The organism is Salinicoccus sesuvii (genome assembly GCF_042648145.1).
GTDB classification, from domain to species: domain Bacteria; phylum Bacillota; class Bacilli; order Staphylococcales; family Salinicoccaceae; genus Salinicoccus; species Salinicoccus sesuvii.
The window spans coordinates 241,450-262,179 of the sequence record NZ_JBHRWV010000008.1 but is presented as its reverse complement, the minus strand read 5'-3'; the positions used below and the strand labels follow the sequence as shown (position 1 = coordinate 262,179).

Here is a 20,730-nt window from a genome sequence, read left to right as displayed (position 1 = left end):
AAATCTATGACTGCATTTGATTATGTTATTACGCACATACAGATAATACAAGGATTATGCTTGAATCTCACAAATGGCTTTGTCCCCTCTCTGTCGGGCTTTTAGCAATTTAACCTCCCGAAGAGAAGGTCGGATATTATTTGCGGTTCATGATATTTTAGTGTAGTATGCGGGACTACAGTATGTTTATTAAATATTCGGAAAATATGAAGACGTGCTAAAAACTAACTAAAATCTACGGGGGCGAACTATTCGACATGTCCAAACTTTGGAATGATGTGGACGCTTATTTTACTTCACAACTGAATGCTGAAGATGAAGTAATGACAGGAATTCTCGAAAATGACGAAGAAAGAACAGAAGCAACCAACGGTCAAGGAAAATTCCTTCAACTGTTGGCGAGAATCAAAGGTGCTAAAACGGTATTGGAAATAGGAACGTTAGATGGCTACAGTACACTATGGCTCGGTAAAGTATTGCCTGAAGAAGGGCGGATGGCAACAATCGAGCCCAATCCGGAATATGCAGAAAAAGCGCTCAAGCACATCGAAACTGCTGGGTTGGATGACAAAATCGAGATAATTGGTACATCTGCAGAGGAAACATTGCCGAAATTACTGGAGAAAGGATACCCGCGTTTTGATTTCATATACATTAATGCAAATCAGCAACATTATCCGGATTATCTAGAAGGTGCAATCTCCATGGCTAAGAGTGGTTCTGTTATTGTAACAGAACGCAAAATACTGGAGACGTTTGAAGCGGAAGAGACAACGTGTCCTAAAATGCAGCGATTTATGCAAATACTGTCAGAACATCCCCGAGTCGATGCAACAGCAGTCCAAACAGTCGGTAGTAGTGGGCATGATGGATTCGTCATAGCCGTTCTTGATTAGATATATGTAACAAATTAACCCCTGATTACAATATGCTTATGTGTATTGTAATCAGGGGTTAGTTGTACAGAAATCCATCTCATTTTTTATCGAGTCAGCTTTTGATCCTAAGAATGATGATTTGATTTCTTGAATTACAAAACTGAGAAGTAATATCATGGATAAGCCAATGGTTTCACGGGTATAGTGTAAGCATTGAAGTTTTGTATCTATATTGAGGAGGCGGCTTATGGAAAAGTTTAAAGCATTAGTTGTAGATAAGCACAATGAAGAGACAAAAATGGAGATAAAAGAACTTGGGATGGATGACCTATCGGAAGGGGAAGTGACAATCAAAGTCGCCTACTCCAGTGTCAATTATAAAGATGGTATGGTGGCAGTGAAAGGCGCCATTGCAGAAACTTTCCCAATCATTCCAGGAATTGATCTTGCAGGCATAGTAATGTCATCTGAAGATGATCGCTTCAAAGAAGGTGATGAAGTGATTGCGACGAGCTATCATATCGGTACGCGCCATAGCGGTGGCTTCAGTGAAGTCGCGAGAATACCGTCAGAATGGGTTGTACCTCTGCCAGATGGAATGAGTCTGAAGGAGTCAATGGAGCTGGGTACTGCCGGTTTTACTGCAGCACTCTGCGTGCAACGACTCGAAGAGAACGGACTGGAGCCGGGCCCAGGTAAAGTGCTCGTTGATGGGGCAAGTGGCGGTGTAGGTAGCTTGGCAATCAACATGCTTGCTGACAGGGGCTACAGTGTAGTCGCCAGTACCGGACGCACAGAAGAAGCAGAGTATCTGAAATCTCTTGGGGCGGATACAGTAATTCACCGGGATGAAGTAACTGATGAAGATGGAAAGTCGACGAGGAAAAGACAGTGGAAAGCTGCGGTCGATCCTGTCGGCGGCAAAACGCTCCAATATATTTTGAGTAGCCTCGACTATGGTGGTTCGGTTGCGACATGTGGTCTCGCCGGAGGTATTGAAGTGGAAACGACTGTTCTGCCTTTCATCTCTCGTGCCATCAACTGGCTCGGCATCGACTCTGTAAATTATCCAATGGAGCATCGCTTGAAAGTGTGGGATCGTCTTGCAGATGATCTGAAACCTTCTGCATTGGAAACACATATTGCATATGAAGCGACACTGGAAGAACTTCCTGATACACTAAACGATATTCTTAAAGGCGATGTTCGTGGTCGTGTAATTGTTAAATTCTAAAAAACACCCTTCATCCATAATGGATTGGATGAAGGGTGTTTGTTCTATTTGGCAAATGTCTTTTCTTCGAGGGTTTTAATCTGAGCAGCAACATGCGCTTCGGATAATTCATTTTCAATAATATATCTGTTCCGCGGGTGCTTTGTACACTCCAGAGAACAACCACCGAGGTGCCTGGCTTCGTTTTCTTCTGAAGCAAGAATTTGAGCATTGCAGTCAGGATTGGCGCAGTTGATGTAACGCTCGCAAGGGGTGCCGTCGAAATGGTCACGCCCAACAACATTGTGTTCGACCTGGTTGACTGGAACTGTCAGGCGCTCATCGAAAACATACATCATCCCGTCCCAGTTCTGTCCTTTGGCTACTGGATCTTTACCGTAGGTAGCGATTCCACCATGGAGTTGACCGACATCATCGAAGCCTTCACGCTTTAACCAGCCTGAGAATTTCTCACAGCGAATGCCGCCGGTACAGTATGTCAGGATACGTTTACCATCAAGCATTTCACGGTTTTCCTCCACCCACTTGGGTAGGTCACGAAAGGTCTCAACATCGGGGCGGATAGCACCACGGAAATGTCCGACATCATATTCGTAAGTGTTTCTTGCGTCAAGAACGATAGTATTGTCATCCTGCATTTGCTTGAAGAAATCTTCAGGTTCTACATACTCCCCTGTAATTTCATGAGGATTGATATCATTTTCTAGACTGAGATTGACAAGCTCAGGTCTCGGTCGAACATGCATCTTCTTAAAAGTATGCCCTTCAGATTCATCGATTTTGAATACGATATTCTCAAAAAGGGGATGAGTCTTCATGTAATCCATGTATCTCTCTGTATCTTCGACCGTGCCCGAAACTGTGCCATTTATGCCCTCATTGGCAACAAGGATACGTCCTTTAAGATTCATGCTTTTGCACAATTCAAGGTGCTCCGTGGCGAAGGCGTCTGGATCTTCAATGTGATTGTAGTAATAATAGAGTAAAACTTGATATTTCATTTCATTTTCCACCTATCAATTATATTTGCAGGATATACCTGATAGCTGCATGAAAAAAAGCCCTTCATGCAATGGTTTATTATACCAATTTACCATTGCATTTGAAAGGACTTTTCACACTTGTCAAGAAAAGTTCAATTTGTTGTTATTACAGCCCTTCTGCATCACCAGGTCGTGGAGAATCGGCAGCTCCGTAAAGTTTATGGTCATCGGAATGATCAATCATAATCGCCTGGACATCCCCGATACGAGTATCCGCTGTCTCTTCCTTAAACGACTGGTCGAAATGATAGCCGATCTCCTCGAGAGATTCTAGGACGCTGTCGTCTAATTTATCCTGCCACTGGGTTCCAAGATCCCGAGTTACATAGATTCTCGCTGCATCAATAGCTTCATCGAGTGTCATATTATAATCGATAACGTTTATGATGGTCTGTGCTACTGAAGCGACAATCGTCTGTGCCCCTGGAGATCCTAGAGTGAAGAAGGGCTTGCCTTCATGGAATAGTATGGTCGGGCATTTGGAGCTTGTAGGATACTTGTGTCCATTTGGTTCATTCACCTGATTGGGTTCTGCTTCAAAGTCGGTCAAATCATTATTCATTAGGAACCCGTATCCTGGTACCATGATGCCAGAACCGTAAATACGTTCAATCGATGAGGTACAAGCAGCAACGTTGCCCCACTGATCCACAGCTGTGAAATGTGTGGTTTCAAATCCTTCGTTGTCGACATATTGGTCTACTTCACTAACACCATCTCTACCTTCTTGGTATTTCCATGGATCTCCATGAACATAAGTTTGAGCTCGGTCCTCGGTTGAAATCAGTGCTCTGCGTTCCTCAATATACTCAGGGTGCAACAAACCATCGATTGGCAGCTCATGAAAATCCGCGTCGCCAATATGCGTATTCTTATCAGCAAGCGCCAATTGCATAGTCTGTGCAAGCAGGTGATATTTTTCAGGTGAATTTGAATCATATTGGGCGATATCGAGGTCTTCTAGTATTTTTAGCTGCTGGGCGACAGCAATACCACCTCCACTTGGTGGTGCAGGCATGGCAATGTCGTATCCTTTATAGTTACTCCATAGTGGTTCTTCCAGTTTGACGTGATAGTTAATCAAATCCTGACGAGTCATGACACCGCCATGTGACTGAACAGCGTCGACAATTGCCTCGGCAATCTCTCCCTCGTAGACGGCATCGAATCCTTTATCTCTAATAATTTTGAGAGTATTGGCGAGTTCCGACTGCACGATGGTGTCGCCTTCTTTAAGAAGCTTACCGTCAGGCATGAACATCTTACGTGCTTCTTCACCAAGACGATGAGAAAACAGTTCAAGTGTACGTTCCCACAGAGAATTTACACGGAACTCAGATTCTGCGAGTTCGATGGCAGGTTCAATCAATGTTTCAAGCGGGAGTGTGCCATAATTTTCATGTAGATATGATAGACCTTTCATGATTCCCGGTACACCGACAGCTGTACCATGTGTTGAACGTACATCGAAAGGGATAACTTCGCCAGACTCATCGACGAAATGATCCTTTTCCAGTTCAGCTGGAGACCTGGAATGTGAATTGACTACTTTGGTTTCTTCTTTCTCCTTGTCGTAACATATGATAAAACCGCCAGCACCTATCCCCGTATTCATCCCTTCAACAACCGCAAGGGCAAGCTGGACTGCAATTATTGCATCGAACGCATTACCACCTTCTTGAAGCATCTTGTTGCCTGCTTCTGTCGCTTCCTGGATGGCACTTGCAACCATACCATAGGAACCTGTATCTCCTTCAATCTGTTTTTCAGTATTATAATGTTGCTTCTGGACTTTAAAGATGTCTTCGATATTCGTCATGATTCACCTCTCCTGTTCTACTTCTATATAACGTTATAAATGTATATCCTAAAAACATGGATTTTAAACCATCCGCAGTATTGGAGCAGATCAATATAAGAATTGGATAGTGGAAATTCACTACGAAAATTGGTAGAATCATATAATTGGATATTGAAAGATAAGAGGTGGATGATGTATGGATAGACATAAGGCAATTGTTGTTTTTTCCGGTGGGCAAGACAGTACAACATGCATGTTCCATGCCATGGCGAATTACGATGAAGTAGAACTCGTTACCTTCAACTATGGACAACGTCATAATGCAGAAATAGAAGTCGCAAAAAGCATTGCAGAAGAACAGGGTCTAAAACATCGCATTTTAGACATGTCGCTACTAGGACAACTGAGTCCGAATGCTCTGACTGATCACAGCATGGACATCACGACGGATGAAGCAGCAGGCGTACCAAATACATTCGTGCCTGCGCGGAATATGCTTTTTTTGTCTTTTGCTTCGGCAATAGCTTATCAGGTTGGCGCTAAAACGATTATTACAGGGGTGTGTGAAACGGATTTCAGCGGTTATCCAGATTGCCGGGATGTCTTTATTAAATCGATGAATGTTACTGCTAATTTGGCAATGGATCGCGATTTCGTAATAGAGACCCCTCTAATGTGGCTCGACAAAAAAGAGACATGGGCACTTGCCGATAAATACGGGAAGCTCGACTACGTAAGAAAGAAGACACTGACATGCTATGAGGGCATTATTGGAGATGGTTGTGGGGAATGTCCGGCATGCCAGCTTAGAAATGCGGGACTCGAAGCACACTTGAATGAGAAGGAGGCACGATGATGTACCAGACACCATCACACGATTACCAGTACGAACTCAATAAAGATTTGAACTTCTCCGCAGCTCACTACGTACCCGACGAAAGAGCAGGGAAATGTAGTAGGGTGCACGGACACACTTATTTCGTCAATATCACTCTTGCCGGGGATCAACTAGATGATCTCGGTTTTCTAGTCAATTTCTCAACACTCAAATCACTGATCAGTGATGCATTCGACCACACACTGCTGAACGAACATGAACGCTTTGAAACAATTCCACCGACATCCGAAACACTTGCGGAAACAATATATAATATGGTTGAGACATTCATTGCACAATTGGACAATCGTCCAGTTTGTTTGCAGATCTATCTGCGTGAAACACCGACAAGTTATGTCGTCTATAGACCAAAGGAGCACAGGAAATAATGAAAGTACCCGTACTTGAAATTTTTGGCCCCACTTTCCAGGGAGAAGGTGCGGTCATCGGACAGAAGACAATGTTCGTAAGGACAGCCGGATGCGACTATAGCTGTAGCTGGTGCGATTCAGCTTTCACGTGGGATGGTAGCCAGAAGGAAAACATACGTATGATGACTGCGGATGAAATTATCAAAACTCTCGATGATCTCGCGGGTGGCAATTATAATCATGTAACGATTTCTGGTGGTAATCCCGCACTGTTGAAAAATATGCAGAGCTTTGTCACCGAGGCCAAACGTAGAGGAATCAGACTGGCGGTCGAAACACAGGGCACAGTATTTCAGGAGTGGCTCAGTGAAATCGACGATGTTACAATCAGTCCTAAACCGCCGAGTTCCGGGATGATTACTGATTTTGAAAAACTCGAACAAGTGATGAAAGGATTGGATCAAGGTACTGCACAATATAATCTCAAAGTAGTTGTTTTTGATGAGAAGGACTTTGAGTATGCTGCGTATGTGCATCAGAAATACCCGAATGTGGATTTCTATCTTCAAGTAGGCAATCCATTTCTTGGGGATAATGTCGACAATCATACGTCAAGATTGCTCGAACGCTATGAGACCCTCGTCGACATGACAATGGCCGATTCCCGGATGAATGATGCAAGAGTGCTGCCCCAGCTCCATACACTTCTCTGGAGTAACAAACAGGGTGTCTAACTACAGGCAGTTTTTAGAAGAAAGCATGTGAAGCCTGATATAATATGTATCGAATACAGAATACAGGAGGCGTGGTCATGAAAATAGAAATATGGTCCGATGTAGCATGTCCGTTCTGCTATATTGGCAAACGTAACTTTGAAACAGCATTATCCCAATTTGATGAGGCGAATCAGGTGGAAGTAATTTATAAAAGCTTTCGTCTAGATCCAACAGCGCCAAAACAACCCGAAGAGACATCAGTGGAGCTGCTAGCTAAAAAATACGGCACAAGTGTCGAAGAAGCCAAACAGATGAATGTGCAAATCACTGAAGCTGCTAGAGCCATTGGTTTAGAATTCAATTTGGATACGGTGATACCTTCCAATACAATGGATGCTCATCGTCTAGTAAAATTGGCTAAAACAGAGGAGAAAGAGGCGTCTGCCCTCGAGCAACTTTACAAAGCCTATTTTATAGATAATAGAAATGTGGCAGATAAAGAAACATTACTTGAGATTGCAAGCGAGATTGGTATTGAGACTTCTAATGTGGAAAGCATGCTTCCTACTGACGATTACAAGGAAGCAGTCATTAGTGATCACAATGAAAGCAAACAGCTCGGTGTCCAAGGTGTGCCGTATGTCGTTTTTAATCGTAAATACAGTGTCTCTGGTGCACAGCCAGCAGAAAAATTTCTTGAAGCACTGAAGCAAGTTCAAATGGAAGAAGAATAGTAGGTCGAAATGCTTTGATTTAGAGGTACTTAGCTAGACCCTCTATAAAAAACTAGGGTGTAATGAAACGGTGTAAAATTCGGTACACTGTACCATTTCACAAAAGGAGAAAGAACTATGAGTGGAGAAAATACGCAGGATTTAAGCCTGCTTGGTAATCAGAATGTAACATATGACTTTAACTATAATCCTGAAGTATTGGAGACGTTCGATAATAAATACCCTGGGCGTGACTATTTTGTCAAATTCAACTGTCCTGAATTCACTACGTTATGTCCCATAACGAGCCAACCGGACTTTGCGACTCTATACATCAGCTATATTCCGGATGTCAAAATGGTGGAAAGTAAAGCACTGAAACTCTATCTGTTCAGTTACAGAAACCATGGAGGTTTCCATGAGAGCAGTGTTAATATGATAATGGATGATTTGATCACTTTGATGGATCCGAAATACATTGAGGTATGGGGGAAGTTCACGCCACGGGGTGGAATTTCGATAGATCCTTACTGTAACTACGGCAGAGAAGGTACGAAGTATGCCGAAATGGCAGACTACCGTATGATGAATCATGATATGTATCCGGAAAAAGTCGATAATCGTTAAAATGCCTCACAATAAAAGGAGCCCTTTTGGGCTCCTTTTATTGTGAGGTTGTACCTTCTGTTCTGTTGAAATTAATGAGTCTGAATAAATGATATATGGCACCATATAGTACAAGCAGAGGTGTAATGATCAATAGAAGAAAGAAAAGTAACCCGCCGAATTCACGAAGACCGAAACCTTCAAAAAACTCCTGGGTAGCGACATCGGCTAATGGTGGATAGAAGACATATACATAAATGAGTGCGATAACGGCAAGCGTGAAAATATAGAATATGAGATTCGTAATATGATATGGTATAGTATTTTTATCAAATTTCAGCATGTTTTAAATCCCCTCTGTATTTATATCCACCTACATTATACACTATAATAAAACGATGTCGCTATAAAAATCGAAAATAGTGAATTGTTCAAAAATGGAGAGATACATATGAGTATTAGAAAAGCTTCACACGAAGATCTTGATGCCATCATGCAGATAAAGGAGAAGGTTGTACCCTTGATGGTGGAGGCAGGAAATACCCAATGGAGTGATGAATATCCTAATAGGGAGCGGTTCGGCAAAGATATTGATGCCGGTTCTCTTTACGTTTATGAAGACGCTGGTACTATAGTCAGTTTTGTTGTAGTAGATGACGATCATCCATACCCTTACGACGATATACCATGGGAGCTCACTCGTGATAACAGCAAAGTAATGCATCGTATGGCAGTTGATCCATCAAAGCAGGGGCACGGCATCGCGCGCAAGATGATGGAGGCAGTAGAGGGGTATATCAGGGCCGAAGGTTATGGCGGCATCCATACGGATACATCTTTGGAGAATGAAAAGATGCAGAAGCAGTTCGAGAGGAACGGATATCAATTCAAAGGAAAACTGAACCTGGATGATAATGAGGATGACTGGTACGTCGCCTATGAGAAGACTTTTGATTGAATGTTAAGAGGACACATATATTTAGTGGTTTTCTAATGAGTATGTATAGTAGCATGGAGGAGTATATTTTTCAGACAAGGAGGTATTTAAGTGAAATTAATACTTAGACTAGTTGCAGGAATTGCAGTCGGCATCGGTATTGGCGGTCTTTACTATGGAGTTGATGTTTCAGGGGGAGTAGCTTCAGTCCTCGAATTTATGGTGCGGTTGCTGGTTACTTTGGAATCAATCCTCGGCAGTTTTATATTTTTCATGATCCCATTGATTATTCTTTTCTTTATTGCAGATGGTATTTCGAAGATTGGAGTAGGGTCAGGTAAATTGGTTGGTGTCACACTTGGGACAGCATATATTTCTACACTCGGTGCCGGTATTATGGCTTACTTGGTAGCGAGAGCAGTTATGCCTCGCATCACAGACGGTGGTAGTGTACCAGCCGAAGGCGCTGGACTCGAACCGTTTTTTGAATTCGAAATTGCACCACTTATGGAGATTCTTACAGCACTTGTGTTGGCATTTGCATTTGGTATCGTCATTACACTTACAAAGTCAGAACTTATGGCCAAGTGGTTTGAAGAGGGTAAGAATATTGTAGAGTTCCTTATAGAGAGAGTCGTTATTCCCATTCTGCCATTCTATATTGCGGGTGTATTTGCTGGAATGGCATCGCAGGGTACTGTGTTCGATACGCTCACTGTATTTGGTGTCGTTCTGCTTGTAGCAGTACTCCTTCACTGGGTGTGGCTCACTCTACAGTATACTACGGCTGGGTTACTGCTTGGCAGAAACCCGTTTAAAATGATTCGGAAAATGATGCCTGCCTATTTTACAGCACTCGGTACGATGAGTAGCGCAGCCACCATACCAGTGACATTGAAGCAGACGAAGGAGAACGGTATCCGCAGCAGGGTTGCAGATTTTGTCGTTCCGTTATGCGCAAATATTCACTTGTCCGGCAGTACAATTACAATCGTCAGTTGCTCCATCGCCGTTATGACGGTACTACCGGCATACGAAATGCCCGGCTTCTTTACAATGCTCGGTACCATTATGCTACTTGGTATTGTCATGATTGCAGCACCTGGCGTGCCGGGCGGTGCAATTATGGCGGCAAGTGGGGTACTAATGAGTAATCTCGGCTTTACTGAAGCGGCGGTGGCATTCATGATTGCACTTTATATGGCCCAGGACAGCTTCGGTACAGCTGCCAATGTCACAGGCGATGGTGCAGTCAGTGGCATCGTTAGCGCATATGAGAAGAAGTTGAATGACTGATTTAGGAAGAATCGGCTATGTGTCATTTCTCGATATTTCTTTAATGAAAATGACAGAGGGGACAACAATCCCAAGGAATCCTTCGAACAGTGAAAGGAAACGTGTAACTCCTAAAGGTGTGTAGTCCCCATAACCAATCGAAAGCAGTGTAACGCCGCTATAATAGAGGACATCAGAGAAGTGATATTCATCGACCGATTCACCCGCATTGCCATCCATATATATTGGTGCCTGAAGTGACAGGATATAGTATATGATTGCAAAAATGAGAAATAAGGAGAACATCACAGTAAAAATATATAAGTAAAGGAGCCAATTGAGTGAGAGCCTATGTCTTTTGCCCAAGTCGCCCCTTTTTTTGGCAAAGGCTCCTAACTGAAATGCGACAAATAATAAGAGAATTCCTAAGAAAACGTGAGCCATGAAGTTCCTCCGCGATTAATAATTTGTTTATAATGGTATGTATTAGAAACTAGAAAGATGAAGGATATGGATTATGAACAAATTTTTATACCTTATCATTGTTATCTGTTTTTTGGATCTGTTTGTCCAACTGCCGATTATTACCCCTTTTGCTTTGTCGTTGGGTGCTGATACGTATACTGCTGGCATAATCGTAGCTATTTATTCCCTATTTAATATTATCGGAAACGTTTTGGGCGGCTTTCTATCTGACAAGGTCGGTAGGAGGAATATGCTTTTAGTAGGTATGGGTACACAGATCATCATACTCCTAGCCTATACTGTGGTACCTTCTGTTGGTCTATTAATACTTATTCGAGTCATCCACGGCTTTTCGAGCGGATTGCTTACGCCCGCAGCCTTCAGTCTTGTGGCGGATATTTCTAAGAAATCCGCTATTGGCAGGTCTATGGCATTAACTGGGGTATCTATTGGGGTAGCCGCAGTTATCGGCCCCGCCCTTGGTGGCATCATTTCGAGCCAGGCAAGCTATCAGGCAGTCTACTTGGTTATGGCCATTATTTTCGTCTTTGGCATTATTTTAATTCTGGCTACTGTAAAAGAAAGTACAACCGAACGAGGAAGAGAAAATCATTATCAAACCAACTTTGGACAGATTATTACACGGCCATCACTGATTGTGGCCTATATCTCTGCCTTCACGCTCATGGTGTCCAATGGCTCACTTGCTTTCGGTCTACCACTGAAAGTTTCAGGAGTCGGTCTTTCAGAACAGTCGACAGGTGCTATGTTGAGTGTTTTTGGTATTGTAGCGATACTGATTTTTGCCACTCCAATCAATCGTATATATACAAAGTATAGTCCGATATTGCTTGTTTCAACAGGTATTTTCATTGTCGGCGTCGCAATGATACTTTTGCATATGGTGCCAACAGCTGCTCTCATCTATATTATAATGGTAATATATGGCGTCGGTTTTAGTTTCATCTTCCCATCGATGAACAAGATTATTGGACAGAATACCGAAATGTACGAAAGAGGAAAAGCGAACGGTATCTTCTACTCATTCTTCTCACTCGGCTCGGTAGCTGGGTCCTATCTTTCAGGAATATTTGCCACATATTTCGAGACACCGTTTCTATTTATCGGGATAATTCTTCTTGTCTTGTTGATTTCTGTCCAGCTTGTACACAAAAGAAGCGGGTTTACACCCGGTCTTTAGGGAAAATATGAATAAAGGATGTGAGAGAGTGAAGAATGTACTATTAATGGGTATAAACGGAAGAATCGGTCAGAATCTTTATAGAGAGCTGAAGGATGTATACAATCTTTTTGCATTCTCAAGTTTCAATCAGGATGATACCAATCTTGATATCACATTCTTGAAGAAAGATCTTTTTATATTACCGGAAGTGGAGAAGGCACTGAAGAACATAGATATCGTCATTTTTTTCGAAGACCCTATCATGCGACTGAACAGACAGACACAAGGACGCTTTGACGATTTATATATACTTCTGGCGGACAACATCGCACGCGCATCTCGTGCAAATGGAGTAGAGCAAATCATATTCGTAGGAGACGAAGTGAGTTACGATTATACTGTGGAAGTACTCGGTGCATATGGTACAGAGGTCAAGTCTACAGATACCCCCATCAAAAGATACGGCAAGAACCTGTCCTACAAAGCATCAGACTACAACAATGTCAGAAGTGTTCAAAGAGCCCCGCTCCCTGAAGGCTGGCACATTAAAGATGTAGGCCGATACTATTTTAACTGGTTGAATGATATTCTTTCTGATATCATCAATGTCGAATATGAAGGTCAACTCATTAAGATCCACTTTGTGAAGAGGGATCGCCCGGCACTGGTTGTCCAATATGATGCAGAAAGCAGTTTCGACGGTGTAGAGATATACAGAATTAAAGGCGGAGGGTTATCTAAGAAAGAGATGAATAAAACACCACGCTTTGAGTTTAGAGAACTTCCAGGCTGTGAAGAATTCATTATGGCCCTCCATGACTTCGAACCCAAGTCTTCCTGGACAACCTACTTGTTGACGCAGGCACCGCTATACGCCTTGGTCAACCGTATTTATCAGGTCGAAATGATTATAAACAGTCAGGCACCGAGGCTTGAGGAGCCTTCATCTGAGTAGTATATAAAATAAGAAAAGCGGAACGGAATCTTAAAAGATTCCGTTCCGCTTTTCTATATGACGATTAGTGGATGAAATTATGTCCTGATACTTGGGAAGCACTGATTGTTCTGAAAGCCTTGACACCTTGTCCGCTACCGAAGTTCATTTCGGAGACAAGGATAGAGCCGTCTGCATTAATTCTTTCGACAACTGCAACGTGGCCCATGCCCCATGCGAAGTTAGTCCATGCATCAGCTTGCATGATTGCCCCAACTGATGGAGAGTTGTTCACTTTATAACCTTCACTCTTTGCAGCAGTATTCCAGTTGTAGGCATTGCCCCAACCATTGCCCGCGGGTTTTCCAAGCTGCTGACGACGCTCAAATGCATACCATGTGCACTCGCCCCACGTGTAGTAGTTCTTGCCATAGGAGACATTTGTCGGAGCAGGTGCAGACACACTTTGCTCAACCGTTTCTTTAGTTTCAGAAGCATTAGCGTTAGAACTATTGCTCGCTTCGTTTGATTCATTTGAACTATTTGAGGTATTCGGAGTGTTCGTTGAAGTGTTCGCATTTCCAGAAACCTTTAGAGACTGTCCTGGGTAGATGATAGTGGAGGACAGGTTGTTCAGGCTCATAATATTTGTGTATGTAGTACCATGTGCTCTTGCAATACTGCTGAGTGTATCTCCAGCTTTAACGCTGTATGACCCTGTAGAAGTACTTGAAGAATTGTTTGAAGTATTTCCAGTATTGCTCTCAGTTTCGGTCTTAGATTCTGACTTGTCTGATGAATTGCTGCTTGAGTTATTTGAACTACTCGTCGCATTACCACCTAGTGAAAGTTTCTGTCCTGGGTGGATGATATGTGAAGATATGTTATTGATGCTCATCAACGTTCTATAGTTCATCCCGTTTGCTCTAGCAATACTGCTCAAAGTGTCTCCCGCTTTGACAGTATAAGATCCGCTCGTATTACTTGAAGAAGTGTTCGAAGAACTGCTTGATGATTGCGAAGAGTTGCTTGACGAGCTATTGGAAGAACTGGTTGAATCTGAGCTGCTGCCACTTGTTTTAAGGTTTTGATTGATGAAGATAAGATCTGAAGAAAGATTGTTCCAAGACTTTAGCTGGGAAACGGATACGCTATTCTGATTCGCGATTTTCCAAAGTGTATCTCCACTTTGTACTTTGTATGAAGAAGCTTCCGCCTGATCCGCAAGACCGTAAGTAGCAAGTGCTGCTGTAGCTGTCAAAGCAGTAATGATCTTTTTCATGAAAGTATTGTCCTCCTGGATTATAGATATGATGTATGTATTTTATATTATTGTTAGTTTATTACACAGCTGTCTTTCATTACAGATTATATCTTACCAAATAATCCGCCTCTAAAGCGCAATGTAATATAATTGTAATAGAAATAAAACAAAACCATTATATTCAGAATATTCCTGTAATGATAATAAAATCTTAGAATGAAATAGTACTCAAAGGGTAGAGAAAATGTATTATGTTTTTGAGAAAGGTGATTAAATGGTGGCCCAGCATGACTATCGGAAAGTATGGCTCTATTTTCTATATTATTGGGTAGTATTTGGCATCGGTACATACTTTGGGCAGTACTTCCCTGAGGAATGGCGTCCAACTGCATCGGCTGTGTTATTCGGTCTAATGATGATTTCTTTGTTCGTGAGGGGATTCAATAGGGCGGGGCCAATTATCAGTCACCTGTACGCAATCCTGATTGGTCTTGTTTCCTACGGCCTGTTTGAGTCGTTCGTCATAGACTTTGGGGAGGATGTATTCTATCGTGTCGTACTGCTTGGAATTCTTGTGTTCGTATTTTTCGGATGCATCGGCTATTTTCTTCTCAGAGATGTCACACATTGGGGCAAATATCTTTTTATTGCGTTGCTTGTTGTGATTTTTGCGTCACTGCTCAACTTCTTTATCAATTTGCCTTATATGACGCTAATCCTGACAATCGCCGGTCTTGTACTCTACATCCTTTTCACAATATATGACTTCAATCGAATGAAAAACAAAAAATTCAGTCCAAGAGAGATGGGGTTCAATCTGTTCTTAAATCTCCTAATTATTATTAAAAGATTACTGAGACTGTACCGCTATATTAACAATAGGCGATAGGTAACATAAATGATATATTATAGATAAACCAATGTAATGAAAGAAGATGAAAGAATGGGACGTAAGTGGAATAATATCAAAGAGAAAAAAGCACAGAAAGATAAGGACACGAGTCGAGTAAATGCCAAATTTGGTCGTGAGATCTATGTTGCAGCTAAAAAAGGCGAGCCGAATCCGGAAAGCAATCAGGCACTTAAAGCAGTACTTGATCGTGCAAAGACGTACTCGGTTCCTAAGCATATTATTGATAAGGCAATCGACAAGGCAAAAGGCAACGACGAAGAAACGTTCGATGAACTGCGCTACGAAGGCTTTGGACCTGAGGGTTCCATGATTATTGTAGATGCACTGACGAATAACGTTAATCGCACTGCTTCCGATGTTCGCGCTGCCTTTGGTAAGAATGGCGGTAACATGGGTGTCAGTGGTGCGGTAAGCTATATGTTTGATGCAAAGTCAGTGTTTGTATTCATTGGTTTTGAGCCTGAAGATACCATGATGGATCTCATGGAAAAAGATGTCGATATAGAAGACGTTGTTGAAGAGAACGGCTATACAGTGGTCTATGGTACGCCTCAGGCATTCCATGAAATTAAGCAAGCATTAGATCAAATGGGCGTTGAAGATTACGAAGTTGCAGAGCATACTATGGTCGCTCAGAATGAAGTGTCTCTTGGTGCAGAAGGTGAAGCACAGTTTGAAAAGCTGATAGATGCATTGGAGGATCTTGAAGACGTATCGAACGTCTATCACAACGTCAACCTTGGTGTCTAGACAGAGGAGGAGAACAGGATGGAGTTTGGTTATCAAGGAAAAGTGGTAGTCATCACAGGTAGCAGTAAGGGGATCGGTCGGGAAACGGCAGAACAGATGGTGAAGCTCGGAGCAAAGGTCATGCTTGTAGCCAGAGGCGAGGATAAGCTAGCCGAAACAAAAGAAGCACTATCCGCTTTTGGAGAAGTAGACTATGTGGTTGCAGATGTAAGAAAAGACGATGCAGCAACTCAAATTATTGAGCAGGCAATTGAAAGGTACGGACGCCTCGATGTTCTAGTCAATAATGCAGGAGGTTCATTTGCCAAATCGTTTGAGGACATATCTATTTCGGACTGGGAACAAGACCTCGATCTTAAGCTGCTGGGTGCTGTCAGGATGTCGAATGCTGCTTTGCCGTATCTGAAAAAGCAAGGAGGAGCCATAGTAAATCTGACAGCTGTACTTGGCAAAACGCCTCCAGCCTCTTCGCTACCAACGACTGTCTCACGTGCTGCGGGCATGGCGATGACAAAGGCGATGAGTAAAGATCTCGGGAAATATAATATCCGCGTAAATACGGTATGTATTGGACTTATTCGAAGTGATCAAATAGAGAAGAAGTGGAAAAATGAAGCGCCTGAATTGAGCTGGGAAGAATATTCAAGACTTGATCGCCATAATATTCCACTTGGTAGAATTGGTGAGACAAAGGAAGCGGCCAATGTCATTACTTTCCTTTGTAGCGACCTCGCCTCATATGTAAGTGGAGACGCAATCAACATCGACGGTGCTTCTGGTCACGCACTGTAAAAAATAATTTACGCCTTCGGGCGTTTTTTTATTGTCATAATTCCGTATTAACTGTATTATTTTAATTAATACAGAAAAGAGGAGGTGGCTGGATGATTGATTTGGACTTGAAAAGCCGCATACCAATATATGAGCAACTTATAGATCGAGTGAAGCAGCTTATCATACAGGGTGTGATTAAACCAGATGAGAAACTCCCCTCAGTCAGGAGTCTCGCACAGGATTTAACGATCAATCCTAACACGATACAAAAAGCCTATCGGGAACTGGAAAGGGAGGGATATATCTATTCTCTACCGGGGAAGGGCAGTTTTGTGAGCGAGGTAAAACAGAACGAGAATAATATGAAAATACTGGAACTTACTCAAGACTTCCAGCGTATTGTAAGTGAGTTGCTCTATCTAGGCGCCTCCAAGGAACGTTTGATCAGAATGATACAGAAGACAGTAGAAGAGGGGAGAAAGAAAGATGAGACTCGAGACTAAACAGCTTGATAAATCTTTTGGCAGGAAAAAGGCAGTGGATGCAGTTACTCTTACAGTGAACTCAGGGACCATTCATGGCCTTCTCGGTTCCAACGGTGCAGGAAAGACCACTTTGATGAAAACCCTCGGGGGTATCTATAAGCCGGACGCTGGCTCAGTGCTATTCGACGACACATCTATATTCGAAAATCCAGCCGTAAAATGTGATGTGCTCTTCATCAATGACATTCCATATTTCTTCAATGGGGCAACACTTGGATCAATGGCGCACTTCCACCAGTCGATGTATCCGAATTGGTCAACAAAACGTTTCAATCAACTTTCCGAACACTTCGGCTTGGAGAAGAAAAAGCCGCTCTCCCAGCTCTCTAAAGGAATGAAGCGACAGGCGTCTTTCATTCTGGCCTTTTCTGCCCGACCAAAAGTTATGCTACTGGATGAACCTTTTGATGGATTAGATCCGATCATCAGGCGTCAAGTGAAGAACATAATGATGCAAGATATTGCCAACCATGAGATGACCGTTATCGCATCCAGCCACAACCTGAGGGAAATGGAAGATTTGTGTGATTCTGTATCGATTATGCATATGGGTAGGCAACTTTTCCATCGTGATCTAAACGAAGTCAAAGGCTCCCATTGTAAACTGCAAATTGCTTTCGAGAACTTGCCTGACAATCAGTTCTTTCACGAGATGGGTGTCGTTCACCACGAAGCCAAGGGCAGAGTCCTTACGTGCATCATTAAGGGAAATATCAGCCATATCGAAGAACAGGTGACAAAGTACGACCCGCTCATGTATGACATCTTACCGCTGTCATTAGAAGAAATATTCGCATATGAAATGGGGGATAAAGGCTATGAAATCAGCAACATCATTGTTGAATAGAACGTTACTTAATCACTTCATGGGAGGTATTTTCTGGCTGACAGTCCTGTTCCTTATCGGTAACATACTTGTGCAACCGCTCTACTTATGGATTCGCTCGGCCAATAGTGAAAACGTAACAGGAGAAATAACTTTCGTCTCCGGCAGTGCACTTAACGAAGCCCTCCCATTTCAACTTGTGGCGAGCATGGTGTATATCGTTTTCATGGTGATGTTCTTATTGAGCTATAAACATAAAGAAGCATCGCTCGACTTTATGCATAGTATGCCTGTGAAGAGAGGCGGGCTATTAAGCTACGTGATCATTGCGGGTGTCATCAATATTGTCGTTCCGCTTATGATTACAGCAGTGATCCTCTTCTTTCAGAGGTACTTTATTGTATTCGATATAACGACAGCAGATATTGTTAAATGGTTCTTCTACACTTTATTCGTCCTCCTCGTAGTATTTTCCATTTCGATATTTGTAGGCTTTCTCGTTAATAGTATGTTCGTTCATATGCAGATGGTCGTCATTGTGTTCTTCCTGCCTGTGGTTTTTTGGGGGCTTACTGTTTCAGTGGCTGATTTACTTTATGATGGCATCGCACCGACATCTTCGGTGGGCGAGGGCGGATTGATGGGACTCGTCGTCAACAATACATTCCCAATCTTCTCAATAATGCAGATTGTTGACGGGATTGTATGGTGGAAGACAATTATCTGGATGGTAATAGCAGTCATACTCATCATCTTGTCTTATTTCTACTACAACAATAGTAGGAGTGAAAACGTCCATCATACTTTCAATAATGGTTGGATTAGAGATGTGTTGGTGGCCTTGATTACAATTTCCGGGATGCTACTCGTCGGATTGATCATTTCATTTGCTCTACCGAATTTAATTGTAGTATACGTACTCGCTTTTGCGATTGGTGCGGTGTTCTCATATATTACTCAAGAAATGTTTTTCCAAGGAACCGCTAAAATAAATTTTAAGCGCCGTTCTATATTGACCGCAACTATATCTGTAGCTGTATTCTGGATTGTGTTCATAATTGGCTGGCAACAGTATACCTCTTATGTACCGGATCAAAGTGATGTGGAGAGTATCAGTGTTAATGGTTACTGGAATAGTAATACCTGGATGAGCGGTCAAGATGAAGATGTCATGAAAGAGGACTATTTATTCATAGAAGATGAAGGCGTGATCAGCAATGCAGTAGCTTTGCACCAAGAAGCTATTGACCGTGGTATTATGCCTGATAGCGCCGAAACAAGTTCTTTTGAAATTGCCTACAAGATGGAAGACGGCTCCTATGTAAATAGAAGTTACGACAGTATTTCTATGGAAACTGAAAATTATCAGTCACTCATGGCTTTGTTGGACAGCGGGGAATTTTCGAAAGTATACGATGTGGTTTATAATGTAGAGGATGTCAATGAGCTAGTCAATCTGGAATTATACGGCATCAACACTTACTTTAATTTACAAACTAGAAGTGAAATTGCAGAGTTCGTTGATAACTATCAGAAAGCTGCGCATCAGATTGATCCAGAGATTCCAACACTGATAAACAATTCGAATATGCCGCTTGTAAATGCCTCATTGAATACTGAGTCAGGTTACTATTATAACGGTAATGTTTCGCTATATAATCCTGCGATGATAGAAAAAATCATGGAAAACTATAATCTTTCAGACTTTGTTGGAGTAAGCACTGGACAGAGAATGCACATAGTCGATTTAAACGACCAGGAGAAAGCAACGTTCTTCAAAGATTATAATACTAAACCTTTGAAGGATCTTATTGGAAATTACTATATTAGAGAGCCAAACGAAGAAGAGATTGAAGAGATCATTGATACCATAGATGATGGCAAAGTTGATTCGAGTGGCAACCGTCTCTTGATGTATTCACCCGATTTCATGGAAGGTGTTGGGATGGGAGGAGAACCACTGGCAGCGGCGGAACAATTTTTAATACTTGGTATCGAGTAGTGTCACAGCCTGAAAGTTTTAATTCCTTCACATTCTTTCCCTGAATTTTGTATAATCAAGGGAAGGAGATGAGCGTGATGAAAACCAAATATCTCGATAAAAGAGGGTGGAGACGTCTCCTCCGATCGGACTATAAAGAGAAGATTATTAATTACGATGGTGAAAAAGTACTGGTGGGACTGATAGATATCCACAAAGTGCGTTCTCCACTCACGGTACCGATACTCGATAAGAAGGTGCGGGTTTGTGATAATCATTATAAATGGCTACAGATCATGTCCGAGAATAGAAGCTACAGTATCACGGTAATGTACAACGACAAGGGTGAAGTGTTGCAGTACTATTTCGATATTAATACTCAACATATTCTGGAACTTGGCAAAGCTCGACGTAAAGATATCTATCTGGATGTGCTTGTGCTCCCAGACGGACGATTTGAACTAGTTGATGAAAGAGACTTAAAACGTGCAATTAAAAGAGGATATATTACCAAAGAACAGCACGATTATGCCTACTCTGTAGCGAACGAAGTGATGACGAAGATTGAAACTGATTTTAGTCAATTCGAGACTTTTGTTCAGTACTGTCAGAAATCGCTTATACAATAAAAATCCGAACGACCG

General features: G+C 42.2%; 23 protein-coding genes. 18 read left to right on the top strand and 5 right to left on the bottom strand.

The window, feature by feature from the left end; translation table 11 throughout:
• Positions 1-257 precede the first annotated feature (257 nt).
• A complete protein-coding gene (locus ACFOJ8_RS10285; RefSeq protein ID WP_380659922.1) occupies positions 258-896 on the top strand; it encodes an O-methyltransferase in 639 nt (212 codons plus the stop codon).
• 229 nt (positions 897-1,125) lie between these two features.
• Entirely contained in the window at positions 1,126-2,112 is a 987-nt protein-coding gene (locus ACFOJ8_RS10280; protein ID WP_380656821.1) for an acrylyl-CoA reductase family protein, read from the top strand.
• A gap of 44 nt (positions 2,113-2,156) precedes the next feature.
• On the opposite strand, the gene trhO is transcribed toward ACFOJ8_RS10280, so the two are convergent.
• Positions 2,157-3,113, bottom strand: coding sequence for an oxygen-dependent tRNA uridine(34) hydroxylase TrhO (trhO, locus tag ACFOJ8_RS10275; RefSeq protein WP_380656819.1), 957 nt, complete (start codon positions 3,111-3,113; stop codon positions 2,157-2,159).
• 148 nt (positions 3,114-3,261) lie between these two features.
• Entirely contained in the window at positions 3,262-4,974 is a 1,713-nt protein-coding gene (gene ggt, locus ACFOJ8_RS10270) for a gamma-glutamyltransferase (RefSeq protein ID WP_380656816.1), read from the bottom strand.
• Positions 4,975-5,152: 178 nt separating this feature from the next.
• Between ggt and queC the strand changes: the two genes are divergently transcribed.
• The 5 genes from queC to queF all read left to right on the top strand — a co-directional run bounded on the left by queC (position 5,153) and on the right by queF (position 8,260).
• Positions 5,153-5,812, top strand: a complete 660-nt coding sequence (queC, locus tag ACFOJ8_RS10265; RefSeq protein WP_380656814.1) for a 7-cyano-7-deazaguanine synthase QueC — start codon at positions 5,153-5,155, stop codon at positions 5,810-5,812.
• Positions 5,812-6,222 (top strand): 6-carboxytetrahydropterin synthase QueD, encoded by a 411-nt coding sequence (queD, locus tag ACFOJ8_RS10260; RefSeq protein WP_380656812.1) that lies wholly within the window; start codon positions 5,812-5,814, stop codon positions 6,220-6,222. Before queC ends, queD begins: the two co-directional genes overlap by 1 nt.
• Positions 6,219-6,938 (top strand): 7-carboxy-7-deazaguanine synthase QueE, encoded by a 720-nt coding sequence (queE, locus tag ACFOJ8_RS10255; RefSeq protein ID WP_380657138.1) that lies wholly within the window; start codon positions 6,219-6,221, stop codon positions 6,936-6,938. Before queD ends, queE begins: the two co-directional genes overlap by 4 nt.
• A 77-nt stretch (positions 6,939-7,015) precedes the next feature.
• A complete protein-coding gene (locus ACFOJ8_RS10250) occupies positions 7,016-7,654 on the top strand; it encodes a DsbA family oxidoreductase (protein ID WP_380656810.1) in 639 nt (212 codons plus the stop codon).
• A gap of 117 nt (positions 7,655-7,771) precedes the next feature.
• Positions 7,772-8,260 carry a preQ(1) synthase gene (gene queF, locus ACFOJ8_RS10245; protein ID WP_380656807.1) on the top strand — a complete coding sequence of 163 codons (489 nt, stop codon included), beginning with the start codon at positions 7,772-7,774 and terminating at the stop codon, positions 8,258-8,260.
• A 37-nt stretch (positions 8,261-8,297) separates the two neighbouring features.
• On the opposite strand, the gene ACFOJ8_RS10240 is transcribed toward queF, so the two are convergent.
• A complete protein-coding gene (locus tag ACFOJ8_RS10240; protein ID WP_380656805.1) occupies positions 8,298-8,582 on the bottom strand; it encodes a hypothetical protein in 285 nt (94 codons plus the stop codon).
• Between the two features lie 108 nt (positions 8,583-8,690).
• On the opposite strand from ACFOJ8_RS10240, the gene ACFOJ8_RS10235 reads away from it, so the two are divergent.
• On the top strand, positions 8,691-9,197 hold the full coding sequence (locus ACFOJ8_RS10235) for a GNAT family N-acetyltransferase (RefSeq protein ID WP_380656803.1): 507 nt from the start codon (positions 8,691-8,693) through the stop codon (positions 9,195-9,197).
• Between the two features lie 90 nt (positions 9,198-9,287).
• The gene (locus tag ACFOJ8_RS10230; RefSeq protein ID WP_380656800.1) at positions 9,288-10,472 is read left to right on the top strand and encodes a dicarboxylate/amino acid:cation symporter; all 1,185 of its coding nucleotides are present in this window, start codon (positions 9,288-9,290) and stop codon (positions 10,470-10,472) included.
• A 15-nt stretch (positions 10,473-10,487) separates the two neighbouring features.
• On the opposite strand, the gene ACFOJ8_RS10225 is transcribed toward ACFOJ8_RS10230, so the two are convergent.
• Complete coding sequence (locus tag ACFOJ8_RS10225) at positions 10,488-10,757, bottom strand: ion channel (RefSeq protein ID WP_380656797.1); 270 nt, start codon at positions 10,755-10,757, stop codon at positions 10,488-10,490.
• A 211-nt stretch (positions 10,758-10,968) separates the two neighbouring features.
• On the opposite strand from ACFOJ8_RS10225, the gene ACFOJ8_RS10220 reads away from it, so the two are divergent.
• Positions 10,969-12,117 carry an MFS transporter gene (locus tag ACFOJ8_RS10220; protein ID WP_380656795.1) on the top strand — a complete coding sequence of 383 codons (1,149 nt, stop codon included), beginning with the start codon at positions 10,969-10,971 and terminating at the stop codon, positions 12,115-12,117.
• Positions 12,118-12,145: 28 nt separating this feature from the next.
• The gene (locus tag ACFOJ8_RS10215) at positions 12,146-13,054 is read left to right on the top strand and encodes a hypothetical protein (RefSeq protein ID WP_380656792.1); all 909 of its coding nucleotides are present in this window, start codon (positions 12,146-12,148) and stop codon (positions 13,052-13,054) included.
• A 64-nt stretch (positions 13,055-13,118) separates the two neighbouring features.
• On the opposite strand, the gene ACFOJ8_RS10210 is transcribed toward ACFOJ8_RS10215, so the two are convergent.
• Positions 13,119-14,315, bottom strand: coding sequence for a LysM peptidoglycan-binding domain-containing protein (locus tag ACFOJ8_RS10210; RefSeq protein ID WP_380656789.1), 1,197 nt, complete (start codon positions 14,313-14,315; stop codon positions 13,119-13,121).
• Between the two features lie 259 nt (positions 14,316-14,574).
• Here ACFOJ8_RS10210 and ACFOJ8_RS10205 point away from each other — a divergent pair, with 259 nt between their 5' ends.
• The 7 genes from ACFOJ8_RS10205 (at position 14,575) to ACFOJ8_RS10175 (ending at position 20,715) form a co-directional block, all read left to right on the top strand.
• On the top strand, positions 14,575-15,186 hold the full coding sequence (locus tag ACFOJ8_RS10205) for a Bax inhibitor-1/YccA family protein (RefSeq protein WP_380659921.1): 612 nt from the start codon (positions 14,575-14,577) through the stop codon (positions 15,184-15,186).
• 54 nt (positions 15,187-15,240) lie between these two features.
• Positions 15,241-15,960: a YebC/PmpR family DNA-binding transcriptional regulator gene (locus ACFOJ8_RS10200; RefSeq protein WP_380656784.1), complete on the top strand. Its 720-nt coding sequence runs from the start codon at positions 15,241-15,243 to the stop codon at positions 15,958-15,960.
• Between the two features lie 18 nt (positions 15,961-15,978).
• Positions 15,979-16,752, top strand: coding sequence for an SDR family NAD(P)-dependent oxidoreductase (locus tag ACFOJ8_RS10195; RefSeq protein ID WP_380656781.1), 774 nt, complete (start codon positions 15,979-15,981; stop codon positions 16,750-16,752).
• A 92-nt stretch (positions 16,753-16,844) separates the two neighbouring features.
• A complete protein-coding gene (locus ACFOJ8_RS10190; protein WP_380656778.1) occupies positions 16,845-17,237 on the top strand; it encodes a GntR family transcriptional regulator in 393 nt (130 codons plus the stop codon).
• Entirely contained in the window at positions 17,221-18,126 is a 906-nt protein-coding gene (locus ACFOJ8_RS10185) for an ABC transporter ATP-binding protein (RefSeq protein WP_380656776.1), read from the top strand. The genes ACFOJ8_RS10190 and ACFOJ8_RS10185 overlap by 17 nt, the downstream gene beginning before the upstream one ends.
• Complete coding sequence (locus ACFOJ8_RS10180; RefSeq protein WP_380656774.1) at positions 18,098-20,107, top strand: hypothetical protein; 2,010 nt, start codon at positions 18,098-18,100, stop codon at positions 20,105-20,107. The genes ACFOJ8_RS10185 and ACFOJ8_RS10180 overlap by 29 nt, the downstream gene beginning before the upstream one ends.
• Positions 20,108-20,184: 77 nt before the next feature.
• Positions 20,185-20,715 (top strand): DUF402 domain-containing protein, encoded by a 531-nt coding sequence (locus tag ACFOJ8_RS10175; protein WP_380656772.1) that lies wholly within the window; start codon positions 20,185-20,187, stop codon positions 20,713-20,715.
• Positions 20,716-20,730: the final 15 nt, after the last annotated feature.

What these genes read in the sequence shown, in the direction of transcription:
- ACFOJ8_RS10285 (WP_380659922.1), top strand. Translation starts at nt 258, where the DNA reads ATGTCCAAACTTTGGAATGATGTGGACGCTTATTTTACTTCACAACTG.
- ACFOJ8_RS10280 (WP_380656821.1), top strand. Translation starts at nt 1,126, where the DNA reads ATGGAAAAGTTTAAAGCATTAGTTGTAGATAAGCACAATGAAGAGACA.
- trhO (WP_380656819.1), bottom strand. Translation starts at nt 3,113, where the DNA reads ATGAAATATCAAGTTTTACTCTATTATTACTACAATCACATTGAAGAT.
- ggt (WP_380656816.1), bottom strand. Translation starts at nt 4,974, where the DNA reads ATGACGAATATCGAAGACATCTTTAAAGTCCAGAAGCAACATTATAAT.
- queC (WP_380656814.1), top strand. Translation starts at nt 5,153, where the DNA reads ATGGATAGACATAAGGCAATTGTTGTTTTTTCCGGTGGGCAAGACAGT.
- queD (WP_380656812.1), top strand. Translation starts at nt 5,812, where the DNA reads ATGTACCAGACACCATCACACGATTACCAGTACGAACTCAATAAAGAT.
- ACFOJ8_RS10250 (WP_380656810.1), top strand. Translation starts at nt 7,016, where the DNA reads ATGAAAATAGAAATATGGTCCGATGTAGCATGTCCGTTCTGCTATATT.
- queF (WP_380656807.1), top strand. Translation starts at nt 7,772, where the DNA reads ATGAGTGGAGAAAATACGCAGGATTTAAGCCTGCTTGGTAATCAGAAT.
- ACFOJ8_RS10240 (WP_380656805.1), bottom strand. Translation starts at nt 8,582, where the DNA reads ATGCTGAAATTTGATAAAAATACTATACCATATCATATTACGAATCTC.
- ACFOJ8_RS10235 (WP_380656803.1), top strand. Translation starts at nt 8,691, where the DNA reads ATGAGTATTAGAAAAGCTTCACACGAAGATCTTGATGCCATCATGCAG.
- ACFOJ8_RS10225 (WP_380656797.1), bottom strand. Translation starts at nt 10,757, where the DNA reads ATGTTCTCCTTATTTCTCATTTTTGCAATCATATACTATATCCTGTCA.
- ACFOJ8_RS10220 (WP_380656795.1), top strand. Translation starts at nt 10,969, where the DNA reads ATGAACAAATTTTTATACCTTATCATTGTTATCTGTTTTTTGGATCTG.
- ACFOJ8_RS10210 (WP_380656789.1), bottom strand. Translation starts at nt 14,315, where the DNA reads ATGAAAAAGATCATTACTGCTTTGACAGCTACAGCAGCACTTGCTACT.
- ACFOJ8_RS10200 (WP_380656784.1), top strand. Translation starts at nt 15,241, where the DNA reads ATGGGACGTAAGTGGAATAATATCAAAGAGAAAAAAGCACAGAAAGAT.
- ACFOJ8_RS10195 (WP_380656781.1), top strand. Translation starts at nt 15,979, where the DNA reads ATGGAGTTTGGTTATCAAGGAAAAGTGGTAGTCATCACAGGTAGCAGT.
- ACFOJ8_RS10190 (WP_380656778.1), top strand. Translation starts at nt 16,845, where the DNA reads ATGATTGATTTGGACTTGAAAAGCCGCATACCAATATATGAGCAACTT.
- ACFOJ8_RS10185 (WP_380656776.1), top strand. Translation starts at nt 17,221, where the DNA reads ATGAGACTCGAGACTAAACAGCTTGATAAATCTTTTGGCAGGAAAAAG.
- ACFOJ8_RS10180 (WP_380656774.1), top strand. Translation starts at nt 18,098, where the DNA reads ATGAAATCAGCAACATCATTGTTGAATAGAACGTTACTTAATCACTTC.
- ACFOJ8_RS10175 (WP_380656772.1), top strand. Translation starts at nt 20,185, where the DNA reads ATGAAAACCAAATATCTCGATAAAAGAGGGTGGAGACGTCTCCTCCGA.